Below are 25,162 nucleotides of genomic sequence, written 5' to 3'. Positions count from 1 at the left end.
TTATGCGGCGTATTTTATCAGTATTACTGGAGAACGAATCCGGCGCATTGTCCCGCGTAGTCGGGCTGTTTTCGCAGCGCGGTTACAATATCGAAAGCCTGACGGTCGCGCCGACCGACGATCCAACGTTATCGCGGATGACGATTCAAACCGTCGGCGATCAGAAAGTGCTGGAGCAGATCGAAAAACAGCTGCATAAGCTGGTGGACGTGCTGCGCGTCAGCGAGCTGGGCCAGGGCTCTCACGTTGAGCGTGAGATTATGTTGGTAAAAATCCAGGCCAGTGGTTATGGCCGTGAAGAAGTGAAGCGCAGCGCGGAAATTTTCCGTGGTCAGATTATTGACGTTACGCCAACGCTTTACACGGTTCAGCTTGCCGGGACCAGTGACAAGCTGGACGCTTTCCTCAATACCGTGCGCGAAGTGGCAGAAATTGTCGAAGTGGCGCGTTCCGGGATTGTTGGCGTGTCGCGTGGCGACCGCATTATGCGCTGATAAACTGCCGCCGGACGCCTTACGCGTCCGGCGGCCAGGTTTATTTGCGTTGCGCTTTGGGAATGCGACTTTCAGCAATATTCCCCAGCCAGTCTGCCTGTTGCAATCTTTGATTGGCTTGTTTGGCAAGCTGAGCTTGTTCAGCAAGCTTCACTCTTGCAAAAACGGTGTTACTTCTCCGTCCTGCTCTTTCATCACTCCATACCGAATTAACTACCATCTCGTGATGTGACTTAAGCGCATTCGCGGCTTCTTGTTGTCTGCGGGTTAATGAGCGGATCCTTAAGGTGGGAAACGGCTGTCGCTCATCTGCTTTTGCCGGGCTTTGATTCGCTGTCACACTGCGAATTCTCAGCGTTGGCTGGCGCTGAGAACCCTCAGATGGGAATACGTTTTGGCGCGCTGCAATCTCAAGAAACGACATAAAATTTCCACGGCCACCGCTGGCGCGAGGTAAATGTGGGATGCGGCTATTGCCAGACGCTTGCGGCTGGATTGTCCTCGCCGGTGATTGCAGCAGTGTGACACTACTACTGCCACTTCTGTTGATCATTATGCCAGCCGCTAAGTGTGATGCCGCTGGCTGAGATTCTGCAACACTCACCTGCGGATGAACGCTGGTTGCTGCTTCTACCTCGTCTTCTGCAGCCGCTACGGTCGTTATTTTGCTGTCGCTCTGTGCGCTGGAATTATTACCCTCGTCGCTGTAATCGTTGCTGTCGTATAGCGGCGGCATGGGTTGCTGCTTTCGTTGTAATTGCGCCGCCTGCAGCTCCTCAAGTTGTTCTGTCAGGGATTCCAGTTGATCCTTTAACTGTTGGTTATATTCATCACGTTCTGCGCGATCGACTTGCCAGACAAAGTCTCGTTCCCTGTCACGCTGTTGGTGTTCCTGACTGAAGGTTGGAGTGGCGACCATTATTTCAGCGATGGCGAGAAGCAGGCCGTCTGTTATCGCAGATGAAGAGACTGCAGATCTGTTTTGCCGGCGCTGGATATGGAGCTGGAAGTCGGTATAGTTGCCGCCGCCAGTCAGATCATAAATAGCTGCATGAGTTTGATTCGTATATTTTATGCTTTTACGGGCGCTCTCTTTGATCTGGCTGGCATGTGTTATTAACGTTTTATCCTGCAATACCCGGTTTCTTAACCTGTTAAGAATATATTCCGTATCAGAGTAGAGTGACTGCAAATAACGGGAGAGAGACGTTAAATTTTTTAATTTTTTGTCTACTCCCTGATTTTCTTTGATTATTGCAATGATTTCATTGATAGTATCGATATTCGCTAAGATAGCGATGATTATTGCTTCGTGTAGCGTATCTGCCGCCGCGGTTTTTATATTATATCCTGCGGTAGTTATCCGCGTTATGGGCGATTCTTGCTTTATATGTAAGATATGGCTTTTTTTTCCCTCATTCAGATGATGCAGGAGCTTATCAAGTTTATTTATTATTTTATCAGCATGTTTATTCACTTTGTCGGTGTGGTTTAGATGGTTAAATATTCCTGGCTTTTCTGTCGTATTACGCTTAGCAGAAGATTTTTGGGAGGGGCCTTGCAGTGCCAGTACGGCATCAAACAGTCTGCTATTGGTGTCAGGTCTCTCTGTGCTGTGGATGATATAAAATCCTTCAGCCGTCTGTTGATTAAGCGTTAACTGATCCGCCGTAACCACTAACACTAGCTCATTGTTTACCAGAATCTGATGCTGCTGGCTGATATCATTTCCTTGTGGATCGAAGTAATTTATCGTATCGCCATCAGCGTTTTCGTGGGCAATATACCATCCCCGTAATCTTGCCAGCCCGGATAATAACTCTTTAATTGTGAGCGCGTCAGGGGGAGAAGAAAATATCGGATGAGCGATCGCCGCCAGCGTGGATTTAAGTGTGATAGCATCAACCGAACCTGCTTTTAGCTGAGAGGTTAATTTCCTGCTGCGTAACCCAACTTCATAATTCGCCGGGATGATTCCTTGTTTTAACATATTATCAAGGGTGCGTATTATTGGCGTAAAATGCTGCGGTTCACGTTCAACAACCCCAAGTTGCGCATCTAATTGTTGCAGGAAAGTGATTCCTTGCGCCGAGCGGAGGAAGTTTTTAAGATATATTTTTTGCTCGGTTTTATCTATTTGATCAAAGCAGCGTCGTATCAACTGCTGCCAGACGATTATTTTATGACTGCGCCAAAATGGTTCAGCGACAGCATTGCACAGCGGGGTATCCAGCGTTGAGTCTTGCGCCAGAATAATTTTTAATATTTCTTTTGCACTCAGCTCTTTGTCTCTTAATGCCTGGTCGAGTATAAGCAGAAATAGCAGGGTGTTATTATCGGACATTATGCCCGGAGTGGTAGTGGCAAAATGGAACAGGGTTTGCGCCATTTTAGCGGCGTTTTCTTTCAGGAATTGCTTAAGGATTGATGTATCGCCCGGCATAGCGGGAGGGACAGAGATATCAATTATTTCCCTTGTGTCAGTACTGACAGCAAAATCAGCAAGATCTTGCAGGCACAGGTGAAATTGAAAAACGGTAAGAGATTCTGCATCTTTCAGCGCGAGATAATCAAGCTCAGGCGTTGAACTTACATCAGATAATAAGCTAAATGTACTATTACTCCGGGTGCAGATATGCTCATAATGATGGCTGTCGAAATGGTCACGGATAACATCCTGACCGCAGACAAACAAAAACAGAATAAATGAATCTGCATTTTGCAGCAGCAGCTTCCACATCGCGGTCCTGTCAGCATAAATATTGTGAAGCAACTGTCGCGGGGTGGTGTATTCCACCCCTGATAACTGTGATATTAAACGCCAGGTTGGTGCTTTATCAATTATCCTTCTGAATACGCTCAGGTCTTGTGCGGTTATGTTGTGTTGTTTTATCGCAAGCGCACAAAAGGCAGCCCATTTTTCATTATCCAGCACACTGGCTATCGCGCTTTCCCATAGTGAGATATCATCGCCAGAGAGCGGTATTTTAAGCATACGTTTGATACTTGAAATATGAATGGGATTAAAGCGCGCAAGGATTATCGCTTCAAAACCGGCCTGGTCGAATGCCTGCCGATTTTCTTCTTGCATTGCTGCAAACATCTCAGAACTTCGGGATATATCATCTACCAACCCATGCTGCAGCACATAAAAAATATCACTGGTGCCGTAAGTCTCCATCATATGACTTTTTTCGTGCGCGACGGCTATTAGCTTCTGCAGAAATGGCGCCGTTTTTAGTGATGAATTAAAAATGATTCTGCGGTGTTCATCTTCAGTAAATGCCTGGGCAAGCGATCCCGGGTCTGCATTTTCCCCCAATAAAAATTGGTTGGCATTAGTGGTCAAATAGCTTTTGATTACCTGTTGGTACTCGAGAAAAACGCTGTGGGTCTGTTCAGTCATTGCAGCAGTGACTTCAGCAATATCAATACCGAGATATTGAGCAATAATCGGTTGCAGTGCTGATGGATTGACATGTTTATCTGCTAAAACGTTGGATAACATTTTATCGATTAACTTTAAGCACTCGCGTAGCTGTGGTAGTTGATGATGAACTTCCCGACCCCGTGCTGTAATAGTGAAACCCACTCGGGGTAACTGGTGATATTCAAGATGATCGCCTGTGCCGCGGTAGGGAAAAACTTCAATCCCACTTCTGGTTATCCAGTGGCGGAAATGCTGTCTGATATAGCCCAGGCAATCGTCGCCATTATTCAGCTCAGCGGCTAAGATCCTGCGCATTTCGGCTATCTCACTGCAGGAAATTTGATCAGGTGCAATACCATATCTGGCAGCTTCCAGCGCAATAAACAGACTGTTGTTAGCGCAATCGGCACTGACGGGGATAAAAAGCCCCTGAATAGCGGGCGTATAGCTTAGTAGTCCATCTTCATTTACCGACTGGCAAATGGTGATTACATTTTTTGCATGTCCTGAGGGCGCAGTAAGAAACAGGACCTCATGTCCGTCGCTATCCTCAATGCGCAACGCATAATTACCCAGCCTGTTTTCATAAACATAAATAAACGGGGCCAGCTCCATGGCATCCAGATTCCAGCAACCTGGCTGACTTAACTCAGTAATGATGAGCTGGAGTTGTTGCGCGGTTAAACTATCCCAATAATCACTCGCCAGCGGCGCGGCGGGCGGCGGAGGATTATTATAAACAGCGGAAGTCGCGGCACTGACAGGGTTGGAATGCAACATATCATCTCCTTATGATTGTTCTTTTGTCGGTTTACAGCTTGCCGATCTGTTTGCAGGCTGCATTAGCGAATAAGCATCGATTTTAATATTGCAAAAATCCGCCAGCTGGCAGGGCAACTCTCGCGCTTAGCTGAAACGGTTACTCAAATTATAAACATCATCACTTCAGTTGATGTGCGTTGTGCCAAATTTTGCTTAACAACTGCGCTAAGCCGATGAAAAGCGGTTGCTCACCACTCTTTTCTGCTGTTAGATGTTAAAAGAGACTTATCCATAACTACGACAGGGCTATTCTTCGCGCGGTCGTGGTATCTGAAGTGTGGGGTTATTGTGAAACTGGATGAAATTGCGCGCCTCGCCGGTGTTTCGCGCACCACTGCCAGCTATGTCATTAATGGCAAAGCCAAGCAGTATCGTGTCAGCGATAAGACCGTCGAGAAAGTGATGTCGGTGGTGCGTGAGCATAATTACCATCCTAATGCAGTGGCAGCGGGGCTGCGTGCCGGGCGTACGCGCTCGATTGGCCTGGTTATTCCCGATCTGGAGAATACCAGCTACACGCGTATTGCTAACTATCTTGAACGTCAGGCGCGTCAGCGTGGCTATCAGTTATTGATCGCCTGTTCGGAAGATCTGCCGGAAAATGAGATGCGCTGTATTGAGCATCTGCTGCAACGTCAGGTGGATGCAATTATTGTCTCTACTGCATTGCCGCCGGAACACCCGTTCTATCAGCGCTGGATCAACGATCCATTGCCGATTATTGCCCTCGACCGCGCGCTGGATCGTGAACACTTCACCAGCGTGGTCGGCGCCGATCAGGATGATGCGGAAATGCTGGCGGCGGAACTGCGTAAGCTGCCGGTGAATAACGTGCTCTATCTTGGCGCGCTGCCGGAGCTGTCGGTCAGCTTCTTACGTGAGATGGGCTTCCGTCAGGCGTGGGAAGGCGACGAACGTAATATTGATTATATTTACGCCAACAGTTACGAACGTACGGCGGCGGCGGCGCTGTTTGAGAACTATCTTGAGGACCATCCGATGCCGGAGGCGCTATTCACGACCTCCTTTGGACTGCTGCAGGGCGTGATGGATGTGACGCTGAAACGAGAAGGCCGTCTGCCGGTTGACCTCGCGATTGCCACCTTTGGCGACCACGAACTGCTTGATTTCCTTGAGTGCCCGGTGCTGGCGGTAGCGCAGCGTCATCGCGATGTGGCGGAGCGGGTGCTGGAGCTGGTGCTGGCCAGTCTCGATGAACCGCGCAAACCAAAACCGGGTTTAACCCGCATTCGGCGCAACCTGTTTCGCCGCGGAAAATTAAGCCGCAAAAGCAGTTAAAAAAAATGACAGGCAGCGCAAGCTGCCTTTTTTACATCTATTAATATTTTTACTGAATTTTAACTGCCGCGAAAAATTGATGGTTAAATTCAATGCGACGCGCGCTGTTTACGTAAATTAAAGTAAGTATTGTCTCTGCCGATGTTTAAGTTTAAAACCGATATTGCGTTGTCACCGTCAGATTTTGCCCTCAGTTCAGGCCCCGTCAGGCGCTGACGCCCTGTGCATTCCTTCAGAAATACCTTAAAATGCAAGCCGGCTCGCAAAGTTTGCAGCTTAATTTTGTCCGCTTTTAGCTGCTATATTTTTGAGCATAGTTAAAATTAATGTGAATTTTTTGTCACTATTCATCGGCTTATTTTTTTGTTTTGTATCAGGCAGGCTTTATTTTTAACTCTCCTCCCTTTTTCCCCCTCAGAAATAATGTCTTCAGGCCCGTACTGCGGCTTGACAATGTTTTCCTTCGCTCCGTAAACTCTTTTGGTGGGAATTTGTGGTGTAAAGTGGTGTAACGGGGTAATCAGGGGGTGAGGCTGGCATGTTCCGTGGGGCAACGTTAGTCAATCTCGACAGTAAAGGGCGGCTCGCCGTACCTACGCGTTATCGCGAAACGCTGATCGGGGAATCACAGGGGCAAATGGTATGTACCATTGACCTCCACCAGCCATGCCTGTTGCTTTACACCTTACCCGAATGGGAAATCATTGAACAAAAGCTGTCTCGCTTGTCCAGCATGAATCCCGCCGAACGTCGCGTACAGCGACTGTTACTCGGGCATGCCAGTGAGTGTCAGATGGATAATGCAGGTCGTTTATTGCTGGCGAACACCCTTCGTCAGCATGCGAGCCTGAGCAAAGAAGTGATGCTGGTTGGACAGTTCAATAAGTTTGAGCTGTGGGATGAACAGACCTGGTATCAACAAGTCAGGGAAGATATTGACGCTGAGCAGTCGACCCGGGAACCGTTGTCCGATCGATTGCAGGATTTGTCGCTATAGCTATGCAGGATAATTTTAAACATACCACGGTGCTGTTAGATGAGGCGGTTAATGGCCTCAACCTCAAGGATAACGGCATCTACATTGATGGCACTTTCGGGCGCGGTGGACATTCGCGCCTGATTCTTTCCCAGTTGGGAGAGCACGGCCGTCTGTACGCCATCGACCGCGATCCACAAGCGATCGCCGCTGCCGCAGAGATTACCGATCCACGTTTCAATATTATTCATGGCCCGTTTTCAGCGCTGGCTGAGTATGTGGAAGAGCTGGGACTGACCGGCAAGATCGACGGCATTCTGCTGGATCTTGGCGTATCGTCACCGCAGCTTGATGATGCCGAACGCGGATTTTCGTTTATGCGTGACGGACCGCTGGATATGCGTATGGATCCATCGCGCGGCCACTCCGCGGCTGAATGGTTGCTGCACGCTGAAGAGAGCGACATCGCTTTTGTGCTGAAGACTTTCGGCGAAGAGCGTTTCGCCAAGCGCATTGCGCGCGCCATTGTTGAACGCAACCGCGAACAGCCGATGACGCGCACTAAAGAGCTGGCCGATGTGATCTACGTGGCGACACCGGTAAAAGACAAGTTTAAGCATCCGGCCACCCGCAGTTTCCAGGCGATCCGTATCTGGGTAAACAGTGAACTGGAAGAGATTGAACTGGCGCTAAAAGGTGCGCTGATTGCGCTGGCTCCGGGCGGACGCTTATCGGTGATCAGCTTCCACTCGCTGGAAGACCGCATTGTGAAGCGTTTTATGCGCGAACAGAGCCGCGGTCCGCAGGTTCCGCATGGCATCCCGATGACTGAAGCACAGCTGGCAAGTCTTGGTGGTCGTCAGCTGAAAGCGCTCGGCAAGATGATGCCGGGTGAAGCCGAAGTAGCGGAAAATCCACGCGCGCGCAGTTCAGTGCTGCGGATTGCTGAAAGGACCGCCTCGTGATTGGCAATGAGCGCCACAGCTTACCCGGGGTTATCGGCGGCGATCTGCTGCGTCATGGCAAGATGCCGTTAATCCTGGTGGTGGCGGTGCTGGTTTCGGCGGTGCTGGTGGTGACCACCGCGCACAAGACCCGTCTGTTGACCGCGCAGCGGGAGCAGCTGGTGCTCGAACGTGATGCGCTGGATATCGAATGGCGCAACCTGATTCTGGAAGAAAATGCCCTCGGCGATCATAGCCGGGTCGAGCGTACGGCAACCGAGAAGCTGCAAATGCAGCATGTCGATCCGGCGCAGGAAAATATTGTGGTACAGCAATAAGGAACCACGGACTCAATGAGAGCCGCAGCTAAAACGCTTAAATTGAAAAAACCGGAAAATAAGGCCAGCTTTGTCAGCTGGCGTTTTGCGTTGCTGTGCGGTTGTATTTTACTGGCGCTGGCAGGTCTGCTGTTGCGTGTGGCGTATCTGCAAGTCATCAACCCTGACAAACTGGTACGTGAAGGCGATATGCGCTCGCTGCGCGTGCAGGCGATCCCTACCGCACGCGGCATGATTAGCGATCGCGCCGGTCGTCCGCTGGCGGTTAGCGTGCCGGTTAACGCTATCTGGGCCGATCCGAAAGAGCTGCATGAACACGGCGGCGTCACCCTCGACAGCCGCTGGAAAGCGTTGTCTGATGCGCTCTCTATTCCACTCGATCAGCTGGCGGCGCGGGTTAACGCCAATCCGAAAGGGCGCTTTGTCTATCTGGCGCGTCAGGTTAATCCGCAGATTGGCGACTACATCAAAAAACTGAAGCTGCCGGGCATCTATCTGCGTGAAGAGTCGCGCCGTTACTATCCGGCGGGTCAGGTCACCTCGCATCTGATTGGTTTTACCAATATCGATGGTCAGGGCATTGAAGGCGTAGAGAAGAGCTTCGATAAGTGGCTGACCGGTCAGCCTGGCGAACGTACGGTGCGTAAAGACCGCTATGGCCGGGTGATTGAAGATATCTCCTCGGTGGATAGCCAGGCGGCGCATAACCTGGCGCTAAGCATCGATGAACGCTTGCAGGCGCTGGTCTATCGCGAGCTGAACAACGCCGTGGCGTTTAACAAAGCCGAATCCGGCACCGCGGTGCTGGTGGATGTGAATACCGGCGAAGTGCTGGCGATGGCGAACAGCCCGGCCTATAACCCGAACAACCTGACTGGTACGCCGAAAGAAGTGATGCGTAACCGTGCGATTACTGACATCTTCGAACCGGGTTCGACGGTGAAACCGATGGTGGTGATGACCGCGTTGCAGCGTGGCGTAGTGAAAGAAAACAGCGTACTGAATACCGTTCCGTATCGCGTAAACGGCCATGAAATTAAGGACGTAGCGCGCTACAGCGAGCTGACCCTGACCGGGGTTCTGCAGAAATCGAGTAACGTCGGCGTGTCTAAGCTGGCGTTAGCGATGCCATCCTCAGCGTTAGTAGATACTTACGCGCGCTTTGGACTGGGAAAGGCGACCAATTTGGGGTTGGTCGGAGAAAGCAGTGGCTTATATCCTCAAAAACAACGGTGGTCTGACATAGAGAGGGCCACCTTCTCTTTCGGCTACGGGCTAATGGTAACGCCGTTACAGTTAGCGCGAGTCTACGCAACCATTGGCAGCTATGGCATCGCCCGTCCGCTGTCGATTACCAGAGTTGACCCGCCAGTCTCTGGCGAACGCGTCTTCCCGGAAGAACTGGTGAAGACGGTAGTGCATATGATGGAAAGTGTCGCCCTGCCGGGCGGCGGTGGCGTAAAAGCCGCAATAAAAGGCTATCGCATTGCGATTAAGACCGGTACCGCTAAAAAAGTCGGGCCGGATGGTCGCTACGTCAATAAATACATTGCTTACACCGCAGGCGTTGCGCCTGCCAGCCATCCTCGTTTTGCTCTGGTGGTACTGATTAACGATCCGCAGGCCGGTAAATATTATGGCGGGGCAATATCAGCACCGGTGTTTGGCGCCATCATGGGTGGTGTATTGCGCACCATGAACATCGAGCCGGATGCGCTGCCGACGACTGATAAAAACGATATGGTAATTAACAAGAAAGAGGGATCAGGTGACAGATCGTAATTTGCGCGACCTACTGGCTCCGTGGGTGCCTGGCGCACCGGAGCGACCGCTTCGTGAAATGACACTGGATAGCCGCCAGGCGGCATCCGGCGATCTGTTTGTGGCGATTGCTGGTCATCAGGCCGACGGACGACGTTTTATTCCGCAGGCTATCGCCCAGGGCGTGGCGGCAGTGATTGCTGAAGCCGAAGGCGAAGCGGCGGATGGCCATATCAGCGAAATGCACGGCGTGCCGGTGATTTACCTGTCACAGCTGCCGCAGCGTCTGTCGGCGCTGGCGGGGCGTTTCTGGCAGCAACCGGGCGAAAAACTGCGCCTGATTGGCGTCACCGGCACCAATGGTAAAACCACCACCACGCAGCTACTGGCGCAATGGTCCAACCTGCTGGGTGAAACCGGCGCGGTGATGGGCACCGTCGGCAACGGCCTGTATGGTCAGCTGGTATCTGCTGAGAACACCACCGGCTCGGCGGTTGATGTGCAGCACGTTCTACATTCACTGGTGCTACAGGGCGCGACCCTCGCCGCGATGGAAGTCTCTTCTCATGGTCTGGTGCAGCATCGTGTGGCGGCGCTGCCATTTGCTGCGGCGGCTTTTACCAACCTCAGCCGCGATCATCTCGATTATCACGGTGATATGACGCGCTATGAAGCGGCCAAATGGCTGCTGTTTTCTGAGCACCAGGTTGGCCAGATCATTATCAATGCTGACGATGAAGTGGGCCGCCGTTGGTTAGAGAATCTGCCGGATGCGGTAGCGGTGACCATGGAAAACAACCTGCAACCAGGTTGTCGTGGCCGCTGGTTAAAAGCCAGCGACGTGGTTTACCACGATGGCGGCGCCAGAGTACGTTTCGAATCGAGCTGGGGCAATGGTGAAATCGACAGCCGCCTGATGGGCGCCTTCAATGTCAGTAACCTGCTGGTGGCGCTTGGCACCTTACTGGCGCTCGATTATCCGCTGGCATCACTGATTGCCACCGGTAATCAGCTGCAGCCGGTGTGTGGCCGCATGGAAGTATTTAACGCGCCAGCGAAGCCGACGGTGGTGGTGGATTATGCCCACACCCCGGATGCGCTGGAGAAAGCGCTGGAAGCCGCGCGCCTGCACTGCAAAGGCAAACTGTGGTGCGTCTTTGGCTGTGGCGGCGATCGCGATAAAGGTAAGCGCCCACTAATGGGCGCGATTGCCGAGCAGTTCGCCGATGTGGTGGTAATCACGGATGATAATCCGCGCAGTGAAGAGCCTGCGGCGATTGTTGACGGCATTCTTTCCGGCTTACTTGATGCCGGCCGCGCGCGGGTAGTTCATGGACGTGCGCAAGCGGTCACTAACGCCGTAATGCAGGCGCAGCCTGACGATCTGGTGCTGGTGGCCGGTAAAGGCCATGAGGATTATCAGCTGGTTGGCAATCAACGCCTTGATTATTCCGATCGTGTAACGGTTGCCCGTTTACTGGGAGTGGTCGCATGATCGCGCTGTCATTAGAGCAACTGGCGACGGTAACCCGCGGTCTGCTGGTGGGCGCAGACCTGACGATTGCGGCGGTCACTACCGATACACGTAAAGTCAGCGCCGGTGCGCTGTTTATCGCCCTGCAGGGTGAACGTTTTGATGCCCATGATTTTGTCAGCGACGCCATTGCAAACGGTGCTTCTGCATTATTAGTGAGTAAGCGCTTACCTGTCGCTGTACCTCAAGTGGTGGTGAAGGATACCCGTCTGGCGCTGGGGCAGCTGGCGGCGTGGGTACGTCAGCAGAGCAGCGCCCGCGTGGTGGCGTTAACTGGCTCATCCGGTAAAACCTCGGTAAAGGAGATGACCGCTGCGATCCTGCGTGAGTGCGGTGAAACCCTGTATACCGCAGGTAACCTGAATAACGATATCGGTGTGCCTTTGACGCTGCTGCGTCTGAGCGCTGAACACCAGTATGCAGTGATTGAACTGGGCGCCAACCACCAGGGCGAAATTGCTTACACCACCGATTTGACCCGGCCGGAAAGCGCGCTGGTTAATAACCTCGCGGCAGCGCATCTGGAAGGGTTTGGTTCGCTGGCCGGCGTGGCAAAAGCCAAAGGCGAGATTTTTAACGGTCTGCCCGCCAACGGCACCGCGATTATCAATGCTGACAGCCATGACTGGCCGCACTGGCAGCACCATCTGCACAATAAAACCGTCTGGCGCTTTGCTCCTGATCAGCAGCCAGACAGCGATTTCTGGGCCAGCGAGATTCGTTTCGCCACCCAGGGCACCGAATTTACCCTGAATACGCCAGCCGGTGCGGTGGCGATTACGCTGCCGCTGCCGGGCCGCCACAATATTGCTAATGCGCTGGCCGCTGCAGCGCTGGCGCTGTCGGTGGATGCGCCACTCAGCGCCATTCAGCAAGGGCTGGCCACATTGCAGGCGGTACCGGGGCGTCTGTTCCCGATTGTGCTGAACCGCAGCCAGCTGCTGCTGGATGACAGTTATAACGCTAACGTCGGTTCGATGACCGCTGCCGCACAAGTACTGGCCGATATGCCGGGCTATCGCGTGCTGGTGGTCGGCGATATGGCTGAACTGGGCGATGACGCGGTTGAGTGCCATCGCGAAGTGGGTGAAGCGGCGCGTCTGGCAGGAATTGATAAAGTATTGAGTGTCGGCTCGCTAAGCAAAGGCATCAGCGATGCCAGCGGTGTGGGTGAACACTTTGTCGAAAAAGCAGCAGTGACTGAACGTTTGTTGTCGCTGTTGTCGGAACATCCAGAGATCACCATTTTAGTTAAAGGTTCTCGTAGTGCCGCCATGGAGCAGGTAGTACAGAGCTTACAGGAGAAAGGAACATGTTAGTCTGGCTGGCCGAGCATCTGGTCGCTTTTTATTCTGGCTTTAACGTCTTTTCCTACCTGACGTTTCGCGCCATCGTCAGCCTGCTGACTGCGTTGTTCCTCTCACTGTGGATGGGGCCGCGCCTGATTGCTTATCTGCAAAAATTACAGATTGGTCAGGTGGTGCGTAACGACGGTCCTGAGTCGCACTTCAGCAAACGCGGCACGCCGACCATGGGCGGCATTATGATCCTGACTTCCATCACTATCTCAGTGCTGATGTGGGCGTATCCGTCAAATCCGTACGTCTGGTGCGTGCTGTTTGTACTGGTGGGCTATGGCATTGTCGGCTTTGTTGATGATTACCGCAAAGTGGTGCGCAAAGATACCAAAGGGCTGATCGCGCGCTGGAAGTATTTCTGGCAGTCGGTGATTGCGCTGGCGGTGGCGTTTGTGATGTATGCCATCGGCAAAGACACTCCGGCGACCGAGCTGGTGGTGCCGTTCTTCAAGGACATTATGCCGCAACTGGGACTGCTGTACCTGTTGCTGGCGTACTTTGTGATTGTCGGCACCAGTAACGCGGTTAACCTTACCGACGGTCTTGATGGCCTGGCGATTATGCCAACGGTATTTGTTGCTGCGGGCTTTGCGCTGGTGGCCTGGGCGACCGGTAACGTTAATTTCGCCGCCTACTTACATATTCCTTATTTGCGTCATGCCGGTGAGCTGGTGATTGTCTGCACGGCAATTGTTGGCGCCGGACTGGGCTTCTTATGGTTTAACACTTATCCGGCGCAGGTGTTTATGGGGGATGTCGGCTCGCTGGCGCTGGGCGGCGCGCTCGGCACTATCGCCGTACTGCTGCGCCAGGAGTTCCTGCTGGTGATTATGGGCGGCGTATTTGTGGTGGAAACGCTGTCGGTGATCCTGCAGGTCGGATCATTCAAGCTGCGCGGTCAGCGTATTTTCCGCATGGCGCCGATTCATCACCACTATGAACTGAAAGGCTGGCCGGAACCGCGCGTGATTGTGCGCTTCTGGATTATTTCGCTGATGCTGGTGCTGATTGGCCTGGCAACGCTGAAGGTACGGTAACCATGACAGACTATCAGGGTAAAAAAGTCGTCATCATCGGACTGGGCCTTACCGGGCTCTCTTGTGTTGATTTCTTTTTAGCGCGGGGCGTTACGCCACGCGTGATGGATACCCGACTGTCGCCGCCGGGCCTCGATAAGTTGCCGGAGGCGACAGAGCGTCATCTGGGGTCGCTGAATGACCGCTGGTTGCAGAGTGCTGATCTGATTATCGCCAGCCCGGGTATGGCGCTGGCGCATCCCTCACTTTTGGATGCGGCTGAGCAGGGCGTGGAAATTATTGGCGATATTGAGCTGTTCTGTCGTGAAGCCAAAGCGCCGATTGTGGCGATTACCGGTTCTAACGGTAAAAGCACCGTCACCACACTGGTGGGTGAAATGGCGCAGGCGGCGGGCTGGTCTGTGGGCGTCGGCGGCAATATCGGCCTGCCCGCGCTGACGCTGTTACAGCATCCGGCGCAGCTGTATGTGCTGGAACTTTCCAGCTTCCAGCTGGAAACCACCCATAGCCTGAAAGCGGCGGCCGCCACTATCCTCAATGTGACCGAGGATCATATGGATCGCTACCCGCTTGGCCTGCAACAGTATCGTGCCGCGAAGTTAAAGATTTATGAAAATGCGGAAGTTTGCGTGGTCAATGCGGATGATGCCCTGACTATGCCGGTACGCGGCGCGGATAAGCGCTGTATCAGTTTTGGCGTCGATGTCGGTGACTATCACCTGAATCGTCAGCAGGGCAACATCTGGCTGCGGGCTGACGGCGAAAAAGTATTAAATACCGACGAGATGAATCTGGTCGGTCAGCATAACTACACCAATGCGCTGGCGGCACTGGCGCTGGCGGATGCGGTCGGTTTACCGCGCGCCACCAGCCTGAAGGCGCTAACCACCTTTGGCGGCCTGCCGCACCGTTTTCAGCTGGCGTATCAGCACAACGGCGTGCGCTGGATTAACGATTCTAAAGCCACCAATGTTGGCAGCACCGAAGCGGCGCTGAATGGCCTGAAAGTGCAGGGCACGCTGTGGCTGCTGCTGGGTGGCGACGGTAAATCCGCTGATTTCACCCCGCTGGCCAGCTACTTACAGGGCGACAACGTGCGGATTTACTGCTTTGGCCGTGACGCGGCTGAACTCGCTGATTTACGGCCGGAAATTGCGGTACAGACTGAAACCATGCAGCAGGCAATGACGCAAATCGCTGCGCAATTGCAGCCAGGCGATATGGTGCTGTTGTCACCCGCCTGCGCCAGCCTCGACCAGTTCCGCAATTTTGAACAGCGCGGCGACTGCTTCGTGCAACTGGCTAAGGAGCTTGGCTGATGCGATTTCCTGGTCTGAGCCTCGCAGGTGGCATTTCCGGTCGCCTGAAAGAGTGGGTAATGGGGCCGCGTGAAAACGATGCGACTTCGATGGTGCTGTATGACCGCACCCTGCTGTGGCTGACTTTTGGCCTGGCGATTATCGGTTTTGTGATGGTGACCTCGGCATCCATGCCGGTGGGGCAGCGTCTGTCAGACGACCCGTTCTTCTTCGCCAAGCGCGAGGGCTTCTATATGGCACTGGCGTTTGGTATGGCGCTGCTGACTCTTCGGGTGCCAATGGATGTCTGGCAGCGTTACAGCAATATTATGCTGCTGGCATCGGTGCTGATGCTGCTGATTGTGCTGGTGGTGGGTAGCTCGGTAAACGGTGCCTCGCGCTGGATTGCCCTTGGACCGCTGCGTATCCAGCCAGCGGAGCTGTCGAAGTTGTCGCTGTTCTGCTATCTCGCCAGCTATCTGGTGCGCAAAGTGGAAGAGGTGCGTAACAACTTCTGGGGCTTCTGCAAGCCGATGGGTGTGATGGTGGTGCTGGCGGTGTTACTGCTGGCGCAGCCGGACCTCGGTACGGTGGTGGTGCTGTTTGTCACCACGCTGGCGATGCTGTTCCTTGCTGGCGCGAAATTATGGCAATTTCTGGCGATTATCGGCTCGGGTATTTTTGCCGTCTGCCTGTTGATTGTCGCCGAGCCCTATCGTATGCGCCGTGTAACTTCCTTCTGGGATCCGTGGGAAGATCCATTCGGTAGTGGTTACCAGTTAACCCAGTCGTTGATGGCTTTTGGCCGCGGCGAATTCTGGGGGCAGGGACTGGGTAATTCAGTGCAAAAACTGGAGTATTTACCCGAAGCGCATACCGACTTTATTTTCTCGATTATCGGGGAAGAACTGGGTTATATCGGTGTGGTTTTTGCACTGTTAATGGTATTCTTCGTCGCTTTTCGTGCGATGTCGATTGGCCGACGTGCATTAGAGCTTGACCAGCGATTTTCCGGCTTTCTGGCCTGTTCAATTGGCGTCTGGTTTAGCTTCCAGGCACTGGTTAACGTCGGTGCCGCAGCGGGTATGCTGCCGACCAAAGGCCTGACGCTGCCGCTGATCAGTTACGGTGGTTCCAGTCTGATTATTATGTCGACGGCTATCGTGCTGTTATTGCGTATTGATTACGAAACGCGTCTGGCAAAAGCGCAGGCGTTTACACGAGGTGGTCGATGAGTGGTAAGCGACTGATGGTGATGGCTGGCGGAACCGGTGGACATGTTTTTCCCGGGCTGGCGGTAGCGCACCATCTGATGGCGCAAGGCTGGCAGGTGCGCTGGCTGGGCACCGCTGACCGTATGGAAGCGGATTTAGTGCCGAAGCACGGCATCGAAATTGATTTTATTCGCATCTCTGGCTTGCGCGGCAAAGGTGTAAAGGCGCAGCTGCTGGCGCCGATGCGCATTTTCTCCGCCTGGCGACAGGCACGCGCGATTATGAAGGCGTATCAGCCGGATGTGGTGCTGGGAATGGGCGGTTATGTTTCCGGTCCCGGCGGCCTTGCGGCCTGGAGCTGCGGCATTCCGGTGGTGCTGCATGAGCAGAATGGCATTGCTGGCCTGACTAACAAGTGGCTGGCGAAAATTGCCAAAAAAGTGATGCAGGCATTTCCGGGCGCGTTCCCGCATGCCGATGTGGTCGGCAATCCGGTACGTACCGATGTGCTGGCGCTGCCATTACCGGCACAGCGTCTGGCAGGGCGGGAAGGCCCGGTCCGTGTGTTAGTGATTGGCGGCAGCCAGGGCGCGCGGGTACTGAACCAGACGTTGCCAGAGGTGGCGGCCAAAATGGGCGACAGCATCAGTTTATGGCATCAGGTTGGCAAAGGCGCGCTGGAGACGGTGCTGCAGGCCTATCAGGATGTCGGCCAGCCGCAGCATAAGATCACCGAGTTTATCGATGATATGGCTGCGGCCTACGCCTGGGCAGATGTGGTGGTATGCCGTTCCGGCGCCCTCACCGTCAGCGAAGTGGCCGCCGCAGGTTTACCGGCAATTTTTGTGCCGTTTCAGCATAAAGATCGTCAGCAGTACTGGAATGCGCTGCCGCTGGAGCAAGCGGGCGCTGCCAAAATTTTCGAACAGCCGCAGTTTACTGCGGAGGTAGTAGCAGCAACGCTGGCAGGCTGGGATCGCCCAACCCTGCAGCAGATGGCAGAAAAAGCGCGTGCGGTGTCGATTCCTGATGCTACCGAACGTGTTGCTGTCGCGGTAAGCGCCGCTGCAGGTAAATAAATGATTGTCGGGGACGGATCACTCCGGCCCGGTATTAGCAGGCAGAAGAGATGAATACACAACAATTAGCGAAACTGCGTTTAATCGTGCCCGAGATGCGTCGCGTCCGGCACATTCACTTTGTCGGCATCGGTGGTGCTGGCATGGGCGGTATTGCTGAAGTGTTGGCTAACGAAGGTTATGAGATCAGTGGTTCGGATTTAGCGCCGAACCCGGTTACCCAGCATCTGACGGCGCTGGGCGCGACGATCTTCTTTAACCATCGCCCGGAAAACGTCAGCGGCGCCAGCGTAGTGGTGGTGTCGACGGCGGTTTCCCAGGATAACCCGGAGATCGTTGCCGCGCGTGAAGCGCGTATTCCGGTGATTCGCCGTGCAGAGATGCTGGCTGAGCTGATGCGTTTCCGTCACGGCATCGCCGTTGCCGGCACCCATGGCAAAACCACCACCACGGCGATGGTGTCCAGCATTTATGCCGAAGGCGGACTGGATCCGACTTTTGTTAACGGTGGTCTGGTCAAAGCGGCGGGCACGCATGCGCGCCTTGGCAGCAGCCGTTATCTGATTGCGGAAGCGGATGAGAGCGATGCGTCGTTCCTGCATTTGCAACCGATGGTGGCGATTGTCACCAATATCGAAGCCGATCATATGGATACCTACCAGGGCGACTTCGAGAACTTAAAGCAGACGTTTATTAACTTTCTGCACAACCTGCCGTTTTACGGTCGTGCGGTAATGTGTGTTGACGATGTGGTCATCCGTGATTTGCTGCCGCGTGTCGGGCGCCAGATTACCACTTATGGTTTCAGCGATGATGCCGATGTACGTATCGAGGATTATCAGCAGCAGGGCGCGCAGGGGCACTTTACCCTGGTGCGCCATGACAAGCCGCTGATGAAAGTGACGCTGAATGCGCCAGGCCGTCATAACGCGCTGAATGCCGCGGCGGCGGTGGCGGTCGCGACCGAAGAGGGGATCGAAGATGAAGATATCCTCAGCGCGCTGGAGAGTTTCCAGGGTACCGGACGCCGTTTCGACTTCCTGGGCGAGTATCCGCTTACCAACGTTAATGGCGTCGCGGGCAGCGCGATGCTGGTGGATGACTATGGTCACCATCCGACCGAAGTAGACGCTACCATTAAAGCGGCGCGCGCGGGCTGGCCGGACAAAAAGCTGGTGATGGTTTTCCAGCCGCACCGTTATACCCGTACCCGCGACCTGTATGACGATTTCGCCAATGTGCTGTCACAGGTTGATGTGTTGCTGATGCTGGATGTGTATGCCGCCGGGGAATCGCCGATTCCGGGCGCTGACAGCCGTTCGCTGTGTCGCACTATTCGTGGACGCGGCAAGGTGGATCCGATTCTGGTGTCGGATCATGACGCGGTGCTGGAGACGCTGGCGCCAACGCTGACCGGTAACGATCTGATTCTGGTGCAGGGCGCCGGTAATGTCGGCAAAATCGCGCGCAAGCTGGCGGACCAAAAGCTACAACCACAGGTTACTGAAGGAGGGGATCATCATGGCTGAGAAAGTGGCTGTATTGCTGGGTGGAACCTCCGCTGAGCGTGAAGTCTCGCTGATGTCCGGAACAGCGGTGCTGGCGGGGCTGATTGAGGGCGGCATTGATGCCCATCCGGTTGATATCCGTGATTTCCCGGCGACGCAGCTAAAAGAGGCCGGTTACGACAAAGCCTTTATCGCGCTGCATGGTCGCGGTGGTGAAGACGGTACGTTACAGGCGCTGCTTGAATATCTTGATATTCCTTATACCGGCAGCGGCGTGATGGCTTCGGCGATCACCATGGATAAGATGCGCACCAAGCTGCTGTGGCAGGGCGCTGGTCTGCCGGTGTCGCCTTATGTGGTGATTAACCGTCAGCAGATGAGCGCCGGCATCCACGGTGAGCTGGCTGAACGTATTGCTGAACTGGGAATGCCGCTGTTTGTAAAGCCAAGCTGTGAAGGCTCCAGCGTTGGTATCTCGCGGGTTAATCAGCCTGCCGATCTGCCGGCGGCACTGATCGAGGCTTTCCGTCACGACGACGAAGTGTTGATTGAGAAGTTTTTAAGCGGTCCGGAGTACACCGTGGGCATTGTTGGCGACGATATTTTGCCTTCAATTCGCATTAAACCGGCCAGCGACTTCTATGACTACCAGGCAAAGTATATTTCTGACGACACTGAATATTTTTGCCCAAGTGGATTAAGCGCTGGGCGCGAAGCCGAATTAAGCAAGCTGGTTGTCGACGCATGGCGTGCGCTGGGCTGCAGTGGCTGGGGCCGGGTGGATGTGATGATGGACAGCGATGACGGGTTTTACCTGCTGGAAGTTAATACTTCGCCAGGCATGACCAGTCACAGTCTGGTGCCGATGGCGGCAAAACAGGCGGGAATGAGCTTCTCGCAGCTGGTAGTGCGCATTCTGGAGCTGGCGGACTGATATGTCCCAGGCGGCTCTGAATGTACGTAACCGGGAAGCGCAGCAGGAGAAAGCGCGCAACGGACGCAGCAATGGTTCGCGCCTCGCGGGGATTATTTTCCTGCTGATGGTGGTCGGCACCATGGCTTTTGGTGGACTGGTGGTGCTGAAGTGGATGAATGATGCGTCGCGCTTACCGTTATCGACGCTGGTGGTGACCGGGAAAACCCATTACACCACCAACGATGATATCCGTCAGGCGATTCTGTCGCTGGGTTCACCGGGCACCTTTATGTCGCAGGATGTGAACATTATCCAGCAACAGATTGAACGTCTGCCCTGGATCCAACAGGTCAGCGTGCGCAAACAGTGGCCGGACGAATTAAAAATTCATCTGGTGGAGTATGTACCGGTCGCGCGCTGGAACGATCTGCATATGGTTGATGCCGAAGGCAAATCGTTTAGCGTACCGGCAAGCCATATCGGCAAAGAAGAGATGCCTTTGCTGTACGGCCCGGAAGGTAGCGAGCAGGAAGTGCTGAGCGGCTATCACCAGATGAGCCAGACGCTGGCAACAGGCAAGTTTAAGTTGAAGATGGCATCGATGACAGCACGTCGTTCATGGCAGTTGGTGACGGCAGATGATGTCCGCATCGAACTTGGCCGCAACGATGATATGAAGCGTTTGAAGCGTTTTATCGAGCTCTATCCTTCACTGCAACAGCAGGCGACGGCGGAGAATAAGCGCATCAGTTACGTTGATCTGCGTTATGACTCTGGCGCGGCAGTAGGATGGGCACCGGCCTTAATTGAGCCGCAGGACAGTAATCAGCAACAGAATCAGGCACAGGTTAAACAATAATGATCAAGTCGACGGACAGAAAACTGGTAGTTGGACTCGAGATTGGCACCGCGAAGGTCGCCGCTTTAGTAGGGGAAGTTCTGCCCGATGGCATGGTCAATATTATCGGGGTCGGTAGCTGTCCGTCCCGCGGTATGGATAAAGGCGGTGTAAACGATCTGGAATCGGTAGTGAAATGCGTGCAGCGCGCTATCGACCAGGCGGAACTGATGGCGGATTGCCAGATTTCTTCGGTTTACCTCGCATTATCGGGCAAACACATCAGTTGCCAGAATGAAATCGGGATGGTTCCGATTTCCGAAGAGGAAGTGACACAGGAAGATGTAGAGAATGTGGTACATACCGCTAAGTCGGTCCGCGTTCGTGATGAGCATCGTATCCTGCATGTTATTCCTCAAGAGTATGCAATCGATTATCAGGAAGGGATCAAGAACCCGGTGGGTTTATCCGGTGTGCGCATGCAGGCTAAGGTGCATTTGATCACCTGCCACAATGATATGGCGAAGAACATCGTTAAAGCCGTTGAACGTTGTGGTCTGAAAGTTGACCAACTTATTTTCGCCGGTCTGGCATCGAGCTTTGCGGTGCTGACCGAAGATGAGCGCGAACTGGGCGTCTGCGTCGTGGATGTTGGCGGCGGCACCATGGATATCGCGGTTTATACCGGCGGTGCGCTGCGCCACACTAAAGTGATCCCGTATGCCGGGAACGTGGTGACCAGCGATATCGCGTATGCGTTTGGTACGCCGCCAACCGATGCCGAAGCGATTAAGGTACGTCACGGTTGTGCGCTGGGTTCGATTGTTGGTAAAGATGAAAACGTTGAAGTACCGAGCGTCGGCGGACGCCCGCCAAGAAGTCTGCAACGACAGACACTGGCTGAAGTGATTGAACCACGCTACACCGAACTGCTGAATCTGGTAAATGAAGAGATTCTGCAGTTACAGGAACAGCTGCGTCAGCAGGGTGTAAAACACCATCTGGCGGCAGGGATTGTTCTGACGGGCGGTGCGGCACAAATTGAAGGGCTGGCGGCCTGTGCGCAGCGTGTTTTCCACACGCAGGTGCGTATCGGGCAGCCACTGAATATTACCGGATTAACGGATTACGCGCAGGAGCCGTACTACTCAACGGCGGTAGGCTTACTGCACTACGGAAAAGAGTCTCACCTGAACGGTGAGGCTGATGTGGAAAAAAGAGCCTCAGTTGGCAACTGGTTTAAACGTATCAATAGCTGGCTGAGAAAAGAGTTTTAATTTTAGTAAAGGGGATCTGGCACCATTTTTTATCCCCAGGCGACAGGCACATAACGGAGAGAAATTATGTTTGAACCTATGGAATTAACCAATGACGCGGTGATTAAAGTCATCGGCGTCGGTGGTGGCGGCGGTAATGCCGTTGAGCATATGGTGCGCGAGCGCATCGAAGGCGTGGAGTTCTTTGCAGTGAACACTGACGCGCAGGCGTTACGTAAAACTGCTGTCGGTCAGACTATCCAGATCGGTAATGGTATTACTAAAGGTCTGGGCGCGGGTGCAAACCCGGAAGTCGGCCGTAACTCCGCTGAAGAAGATCGCGAAGCACTGCGTTCCGCGCTGGAAGGCGCCGACATGGTGTTTATCGCAGCGGGCATGGGCGGCGGTACCGGTACCGGTGCAGCGCCTGTGGTGGCTGAAGTAGCTAAAGAGTTAGGTATCCTGACGGTTGCTGTGGTGACCAAGCCTTTCAATTTTGAAGGCAAAAAACGCATGGCATTCGCCGAGCAGGGTATCGCGGAGCTGTCCAAGCACGTTGACTCATTAATCACCATTCCTAACGACAAGCTGCTGAAAGTGCTGGGTCGTGGCATCTCTCTGCTGGACGCGTTCGGCGCGGCTAACGACGTACTGAAAGGTGCGGTGCAGGGTATTGCCGAGCTGATCACCCGTCCGGGTCTGATGAACGTCGACTTCGCTGACGTGCGTACCGTGATGTCTGAAATGGGTTACGCAATGATGGGTTCTGGCGTTGCCTGTGGTGAAGACCGTGCTGAAGAAGCGGCCGAAATGGCGATCTCCAGCCCACTGCTGGAAGATATCGACCTGTCTGGTGCGCGCGGCGTACTGGTCAACATCACTGCTGGTTTTGACCTGCGTCTGGATGAGTTCGAAACCGTGGGTAACACTATCCGTGCGTTTGCTTCTGACAACGCAACAGTGGTTATCGGTACCTCACTGGATCCGGAAATGAACGACGAACTGCGCGTGACCGTGGTTGCGACCGGTATCGGCATGGACAAACGTCCGGAAATCACGCTGGTGACCAACAAGCAATCCAGCCAGCCAGTGATGGATCATCGCTACCAGCAGCACGGTATGGCTCCACTGCCTCAGGAGCAGAAACCGGCAGCGAAAGTGGTTAACGATCCAGGCGCGCCAGCCAGCAAAGAACCTGACTATCTCGATATTCCGGCCTTCCTGCGTAAGCAGGCGGACTAAGAATTTCCTGAGAATTGGGTTCCTCCGCTCTTTGTGCTAAAATGTTCGTCCGCTGGTGATATACACTGGCGGTCGGATGAGTAATTTTGCGAGATAATACGATGATCAAACAACGGACATTAAAACGTATTGTTCAGGCGACTGGTGTCGGTTTACATACCGGCAAAAAGGTCACACTGACGCTACGCCCTGCGCCGGCTAATACCGGGGTCATCTATCGTCGCACTGACTTGAATCCACCGGTCGATTTCCCGGCTGATGCCAAATCCGTGCGTGATACTATGCTCTCTACTTGCCTGGTAAATGAGCATGGCGTGCGTATTTCAACGGTCGAGCACCTGAACGCGGCACTTTCTGGTCTGGGTATTGATAACATTGTGGTTGAAGTCGATGCGCCTGAAATCCCGATTATGGACGGCAGCGCAGCACCCTTTGTTTATCTGCTGATGGACGCAGGTATTGAAGAGCTGAACAGCGCGAAAAAATTTGTCCGCGTCAAACAATCTGTCCGGGTTGAAGATGGCGACAAATGGGCTGAAATCAAGCCATTCAATGGTTTTTCGCTGGACTTTACCATCGATTTTAACCATCCGGCGATTGATTCCAGCGCGCAGCGCTACAGCATGAATTTCTCTGCTGAGAACTTTGTGCGCCAGATCAGCCGTGCACGTACTTTCGGCTTTATGCGTGAAATCGAGTATCTGCAGTCTAAAGGCCTGTGCCTGGGCGGCAGCTTCGATTGTGCAATCGTGGTGGATGACTACCGCGTATTGAACGAAGATGGTTTACGCTTTGAAGACGAATTTGTGCGTCACAAAATGCTTGATGCGATCGGTGACCTGTTTATGTGTGGCCATAATATTATTGGTGCGTTTACCGCATTCAAATCGGGTCATGCATTAAATAACAAACTGTTGCAGGCGGTGATGGCTAAACAGGAAGCGTGGGAATGGGCAACGTTTGAAGACGAAGCTGAACTTCCGCTGGCATTCAAGGCACCTAATCTGGTTCTGGCGTAAGCCATAATCAGACTATAACGACTGGTTGAGCTGGCACTCTCTCCGGCCAGTGAGACCAGTCGTTCTATTATTTCCTTCTCTCTCTCCCGCGTTTGAATGCTGCTTTCCTGGTCAGTTCAGGGCACTTTTCCTGCACGCGATAGATTTATCCTGATGTCGGCCGCCACTAATAATGGTAAGATTTGCCCTCAGAAAAATCAGTAACTGGCGAGTAATGGCAGAATAAAGTGACAGGCATTCTTGATCGTTGGCGACAATTTGGCAGACGTTACTTCTGGCCGCATCTCCTGTTGGGGATGGTCGCGGCGAGTCTTGGCCTGCCTGCCGCCCATGCCAGCGAACAAAGCAATTTACCTGAAGCCTCTTCCCGTAGCCTGACTATCGGCAATGTGGTGCGTTTCGACAGCCTTGCGCTGTTGCAGGAGAGCGCCCGTCGTCCGAACTTTACTGTCGACTACTGGCACCAGCACGCTATCCGTACGGTTATTCGCCATCTCTCTTTTGCGCTAACGCCAACGCACTTACCGAGTGCTGAGCAGGCGTTACCGCTTGAAGTACAGAAATTCGCGCTGCTCGACACTCTTAACGCGCTGTTGACCCACGAATCTCGTCCCCCGGTTATTACCCGTGACTCGTCACACCCCGGCATTACGTCACGCACAGCGCATCAGACCGGCTTATGGCTGGCTCAGGTTCAGGGCATCCGTGCCGGACCCGCGACTCTCGCCTGAAAAAACTCAGAGCACAGCTCTACACCTTTATAAGCAATAACAATGCTGTAGGCCGACATTTACGGCTG

At 53.7% G+C, this 25,162-nt stretch carries 20 protein-coding genes; 19 read left to right on the top strand and 1 reads right to left on the bottom strand.

Annotated features, from left to right (window positions below; all coding sequences use genetic code 11):
* Nucleotides 1–2 precede the first annotated feature (2 nt).
* The gene (gene ilvN / locus N5923_RS12110) at nucleotides 3–494 is read left to right on the top strand and encodes an acetolactate synthase small subunit (RefSeq protein ID WP_017800478.1); all 492 of its coding nucleotides are present in this window, start codon (nucleotides 3–5) and stop codon (nucleotides 492–494) included.
* Nucleotides 495–534: 40 nt separating this feature from the next.
* Here the strand turns inward: ilvN and N5923_RS12105 are convergent, their stop codons facing one another.
* Nucleotides 535–4,704: a hypothetical protein gene (locus N5923_RS12105; RefSeq protein ID WP_267142070.1), complete on the bottom strand. Its 4,170-nt coding sequence runs from the start codon at nucleotides 4,702–4,704 to the stop codon at nucleotides 535–537.
* Between the two features lie 330 nt (nucleotides 4,705–5,034).
* Between N5923_RS12105 and cra the strand changes: the two genes are divergently transcribed.
* The 18 genes from cra to secM all read left to right on the top strand — a co-directional run bounded on the left by cra (nucleotide 5,035) and on the right by secM (nucleotide 25,094).
* Complete coding sequence (gene cra, locus N5923_RS12100) at nucleotides 5,035–6,045, top strand: catabolite repressor/activator (RefSeq protein ID WP_267142069.1); 1,011 nt, start codon at nucleotides 5,035–5,037, stop codon at nucleotides 6,043–6,045.
* Nucleotides 6,046–6,583: 538 nt separating this feature from the next.
* Complete coding sequence (gene mraZ, locus N5923_RS12095; protein WP_017800475.1) at nucleotides 6,584–7,042, top strand: division/cell wall cluster transcriptional repressor MraZ; 459 nt, start codon at nucleotides 6,584–6,586, stop codon at nucleotides 7,040–7,042.
* A 2-nt stretch (nucleotides 7,043–7,044) separates the two neighbouring features.
* A complete protein-coding gene (gene rsmH, locus N5923_RS12090; protein WP_267142068.1) occupies nucleotides 7,045–7,986 on the top strand; it encodes a 16S rRNA (cytosine(1402)-N(4))-methyltransferase RsmH in 942 nt (313 codons plus the stop codon).
* Nucleotides 7,983–8,303 carry a cell division protein FtsL gene (ftsL, locus tag N5923_RS12085; protein ID WP_267142067.1) on the top strand — a complete coding sequence of 107 codons (321 nt, stop codon included), beginning with the start codon at nucleotides 7,983–7,985 and terminating at the stop codon, nucleotides 8,301–8,303. Before rsmH ends, ftsL begins: the two co-directional genes overlap by 4 nt.
* Nucleotides 8,304–8,318: 15 nt before the next feature.
* Nucleotides 8,319–10,085, top strand: coding sequence for a peptidoglycan glycosyltransferase FtsI (locus N5923_RS12080; RefSeq protein WP_267142066.1), 1,767 nt, complete (start codon nucleotides 8,319–8,321; stop codon nucleotides 10,083–10,085).
* A complete protein-coding gene (murE, locus tag N5923_RS12075) occupies nucleotides 10,072–11,559 on the top strand; it encodes a UDP-N-acetylmuramoyl-L-alanyl-D-glutamate--2,6-diaminopimelate ligase (protein ID WP_267142065.1) in 1,488 nt (495 codons plus the stop codon). Before N5923_RS12080 ends, murE begins: the two co-directional genes overlap by 14 nt.
* Nucleotides 11,556–12,917 carry a UDP-N-acetylmuramoyl-tripeptide--D-alanyl-D-alanine ligase gene (gene murF, locus N5923_RS12070; protein WP_267142064.1) on the top strand — a complete coding sequence of 454 codons (1,362 nt, stop codon included), beginning with the start codon at nucleotides 11,556–11,558 and terminating at the stop codon, nucleotides 12,915–12,917. The genes murE and murF overlap by 4 nt, the downstream gene beginning before the upstream one ends.
* Nucleotides 12,911–13,993: a phospho-N-acetylmuramoyl-pentapeptide-transferase gene (mraY, locus tag N5923_RS12065; RefSeq protein ID WP_017800469.1), complete on the top strand. Its 1,083-nt coding sequence runs from the start codon at nucleotides 12,911–12,913 to the stop codon at nucleotides 13,991–13,993. Before murF ends, mraY begins: the two co-directional genes overlap by 7 nt.
* A 2-nt stretch (nucleotides 13,994–13,995) precedes the next feature.
* The gene (murD, locus tag N5923_RS12060; protein ID WP_267142063.1) at nucleotides 13,996–15,312 is read left to right on the top strand and encodes a UDP-N-acetylmuramoyl-L-alanine--D-glutamate ligase; all 1,317 of its coding nucleotides are present in this window, start codon (nucleotides 13,996–13,998) and stop codon (nucleotides 15,310–15,312) included.
* Nucleotides 15,312–16,526, top strand: a complete 1,215-nt coding sequence (gene ftsW / locus N5923_RS12055) for a cell division protein FtsW (protein ID WP_267142062.1) — start codon at nucleotides 15,312–15,314, stop codon at nucleotides 16,524–16,526. The genes murD and ftsW overlap by 1 nt, the downstream gene beginning before the upstream one ends.
* Complete coding sequence (gene murG / locus N5923_RS12050; protein WP_267142061.1) at nucleotides 16,523–17,584, top strand: undecaprenyldiphospho-muramoylpentapeptide beta-N-acetylglucosaminyltransferase; 1,062 nt, start codon at nucleotides 16,523–16,525, stop codon at nucleotides 17,582–17,584. Before ftsW ends, murG begins: the two co-directional genes overlap by 4 nt.
* A 50-nt stretch (nucleotides 17,585–17,634) precedes the next feature.
* Complete coding sequence (gene murC, locus N5923_RS12045; protein WP_267142060.1) at nucleotides 17,635–19,113, top strand: UDP-N-acetylmuramate--L-alanine ligase; 1,479 nt, start codon at nucleotides 17,635–17,637, stop codon at nucleotides 19,111–19,113.
* Complete coding sequence (locus N5923_RS12040; protein WP_267142059.1) at nucleotides 19,106–20,026, top strand: D-alanine--D-alanine ligase; 921 nt, start codon at nucleotides 19,106–19,108, stop codon at nucleotides 20,024–20,026. The genes murC and N5923_RS12040 overlap by 8 nt, the downstream gene beginning before the upstream one ends.
* A 1-nt stretch (nucleotide 20,027) precedes the next feature.
* Nucleotides 20,028–20,867 (top strand): cell division protein FtsQ, encoded by an 840-nt coding sequence (gene ftsQ / locus N5923_RS12035; RefSeq protein ID WP_267142058.1) that lies wholly within the window; start codon nucleotides 20,028–20,030, stop codon nucleotides 20,865–20,867.
* Nucleotides 20,867–22,123 (top strand): cell division protein FtsA, encoded by a 1,257-nt coding sequence (gene ftsA / locus N5923_RS12030; protein WP_017800462.1) that lies wholly within the window; start codon nucleotides 20,867–20,869, stop codon nucleotides 22,121–22,123. Before ftsQ ends, ftsA begins: the two co-directional genes overlap by 1 nt.
* 66 nt (nucleotides 22,124–22,189) lie before the next feature.
* Entirely contained in the window at nucleotides 22,190–23,344 is a 1,155-nt protein-coding gene (gene ftsZ / locus N5923_RS12025; protein ID WP_017800461.1) for a cell division protein FtsZ, read from the top strand.
* 101 nt (nucleotides 23,345–23,445) lie between these two features.
* Complete coding sequence (gene lpxC, locus N5923_RS12020) at nucleotides 23,446–24,363, top strand: UDP-3-O-acyl-N-acetylglucosamine deacetylase (RefSeq protein WP_017800460.1); 918 nt, start codon at nucleotides 23,446–23,448, stop codon at nucleotides 24,361–24,363.
* 227 nt (nucleotides 24,364–24,590) lie between these two features.
* Nucleotides 24,591–25,094: a secA translation cis-regulator SecM gene (secM, locus tag N5923_RS12015; RefSeq protein ID WP_267142057.1), complete on the top strand. Its 504-nt coding sequence runs from the start codon at nucleotides 24,591–24,593 to the stop codon at nucleotides 25,092–25,094.
* Nucleotides 25,095–25,162: the final 68 nt, after the last annotated feature.

The organism is Winslowiella arboricola (genome assembly GCF_025527015.1).
Lineage (GTDB): Bacteria > Pseudomonadota > Gammaproteobacteria > Enterobacterales > Enterobacteriaceae > Erwinia > Erwinia arboricola.
Note: the sequence above shows the minus strand (reverse complement) of the source record. Positions and strands in the feature narration are given on the sequence as shown.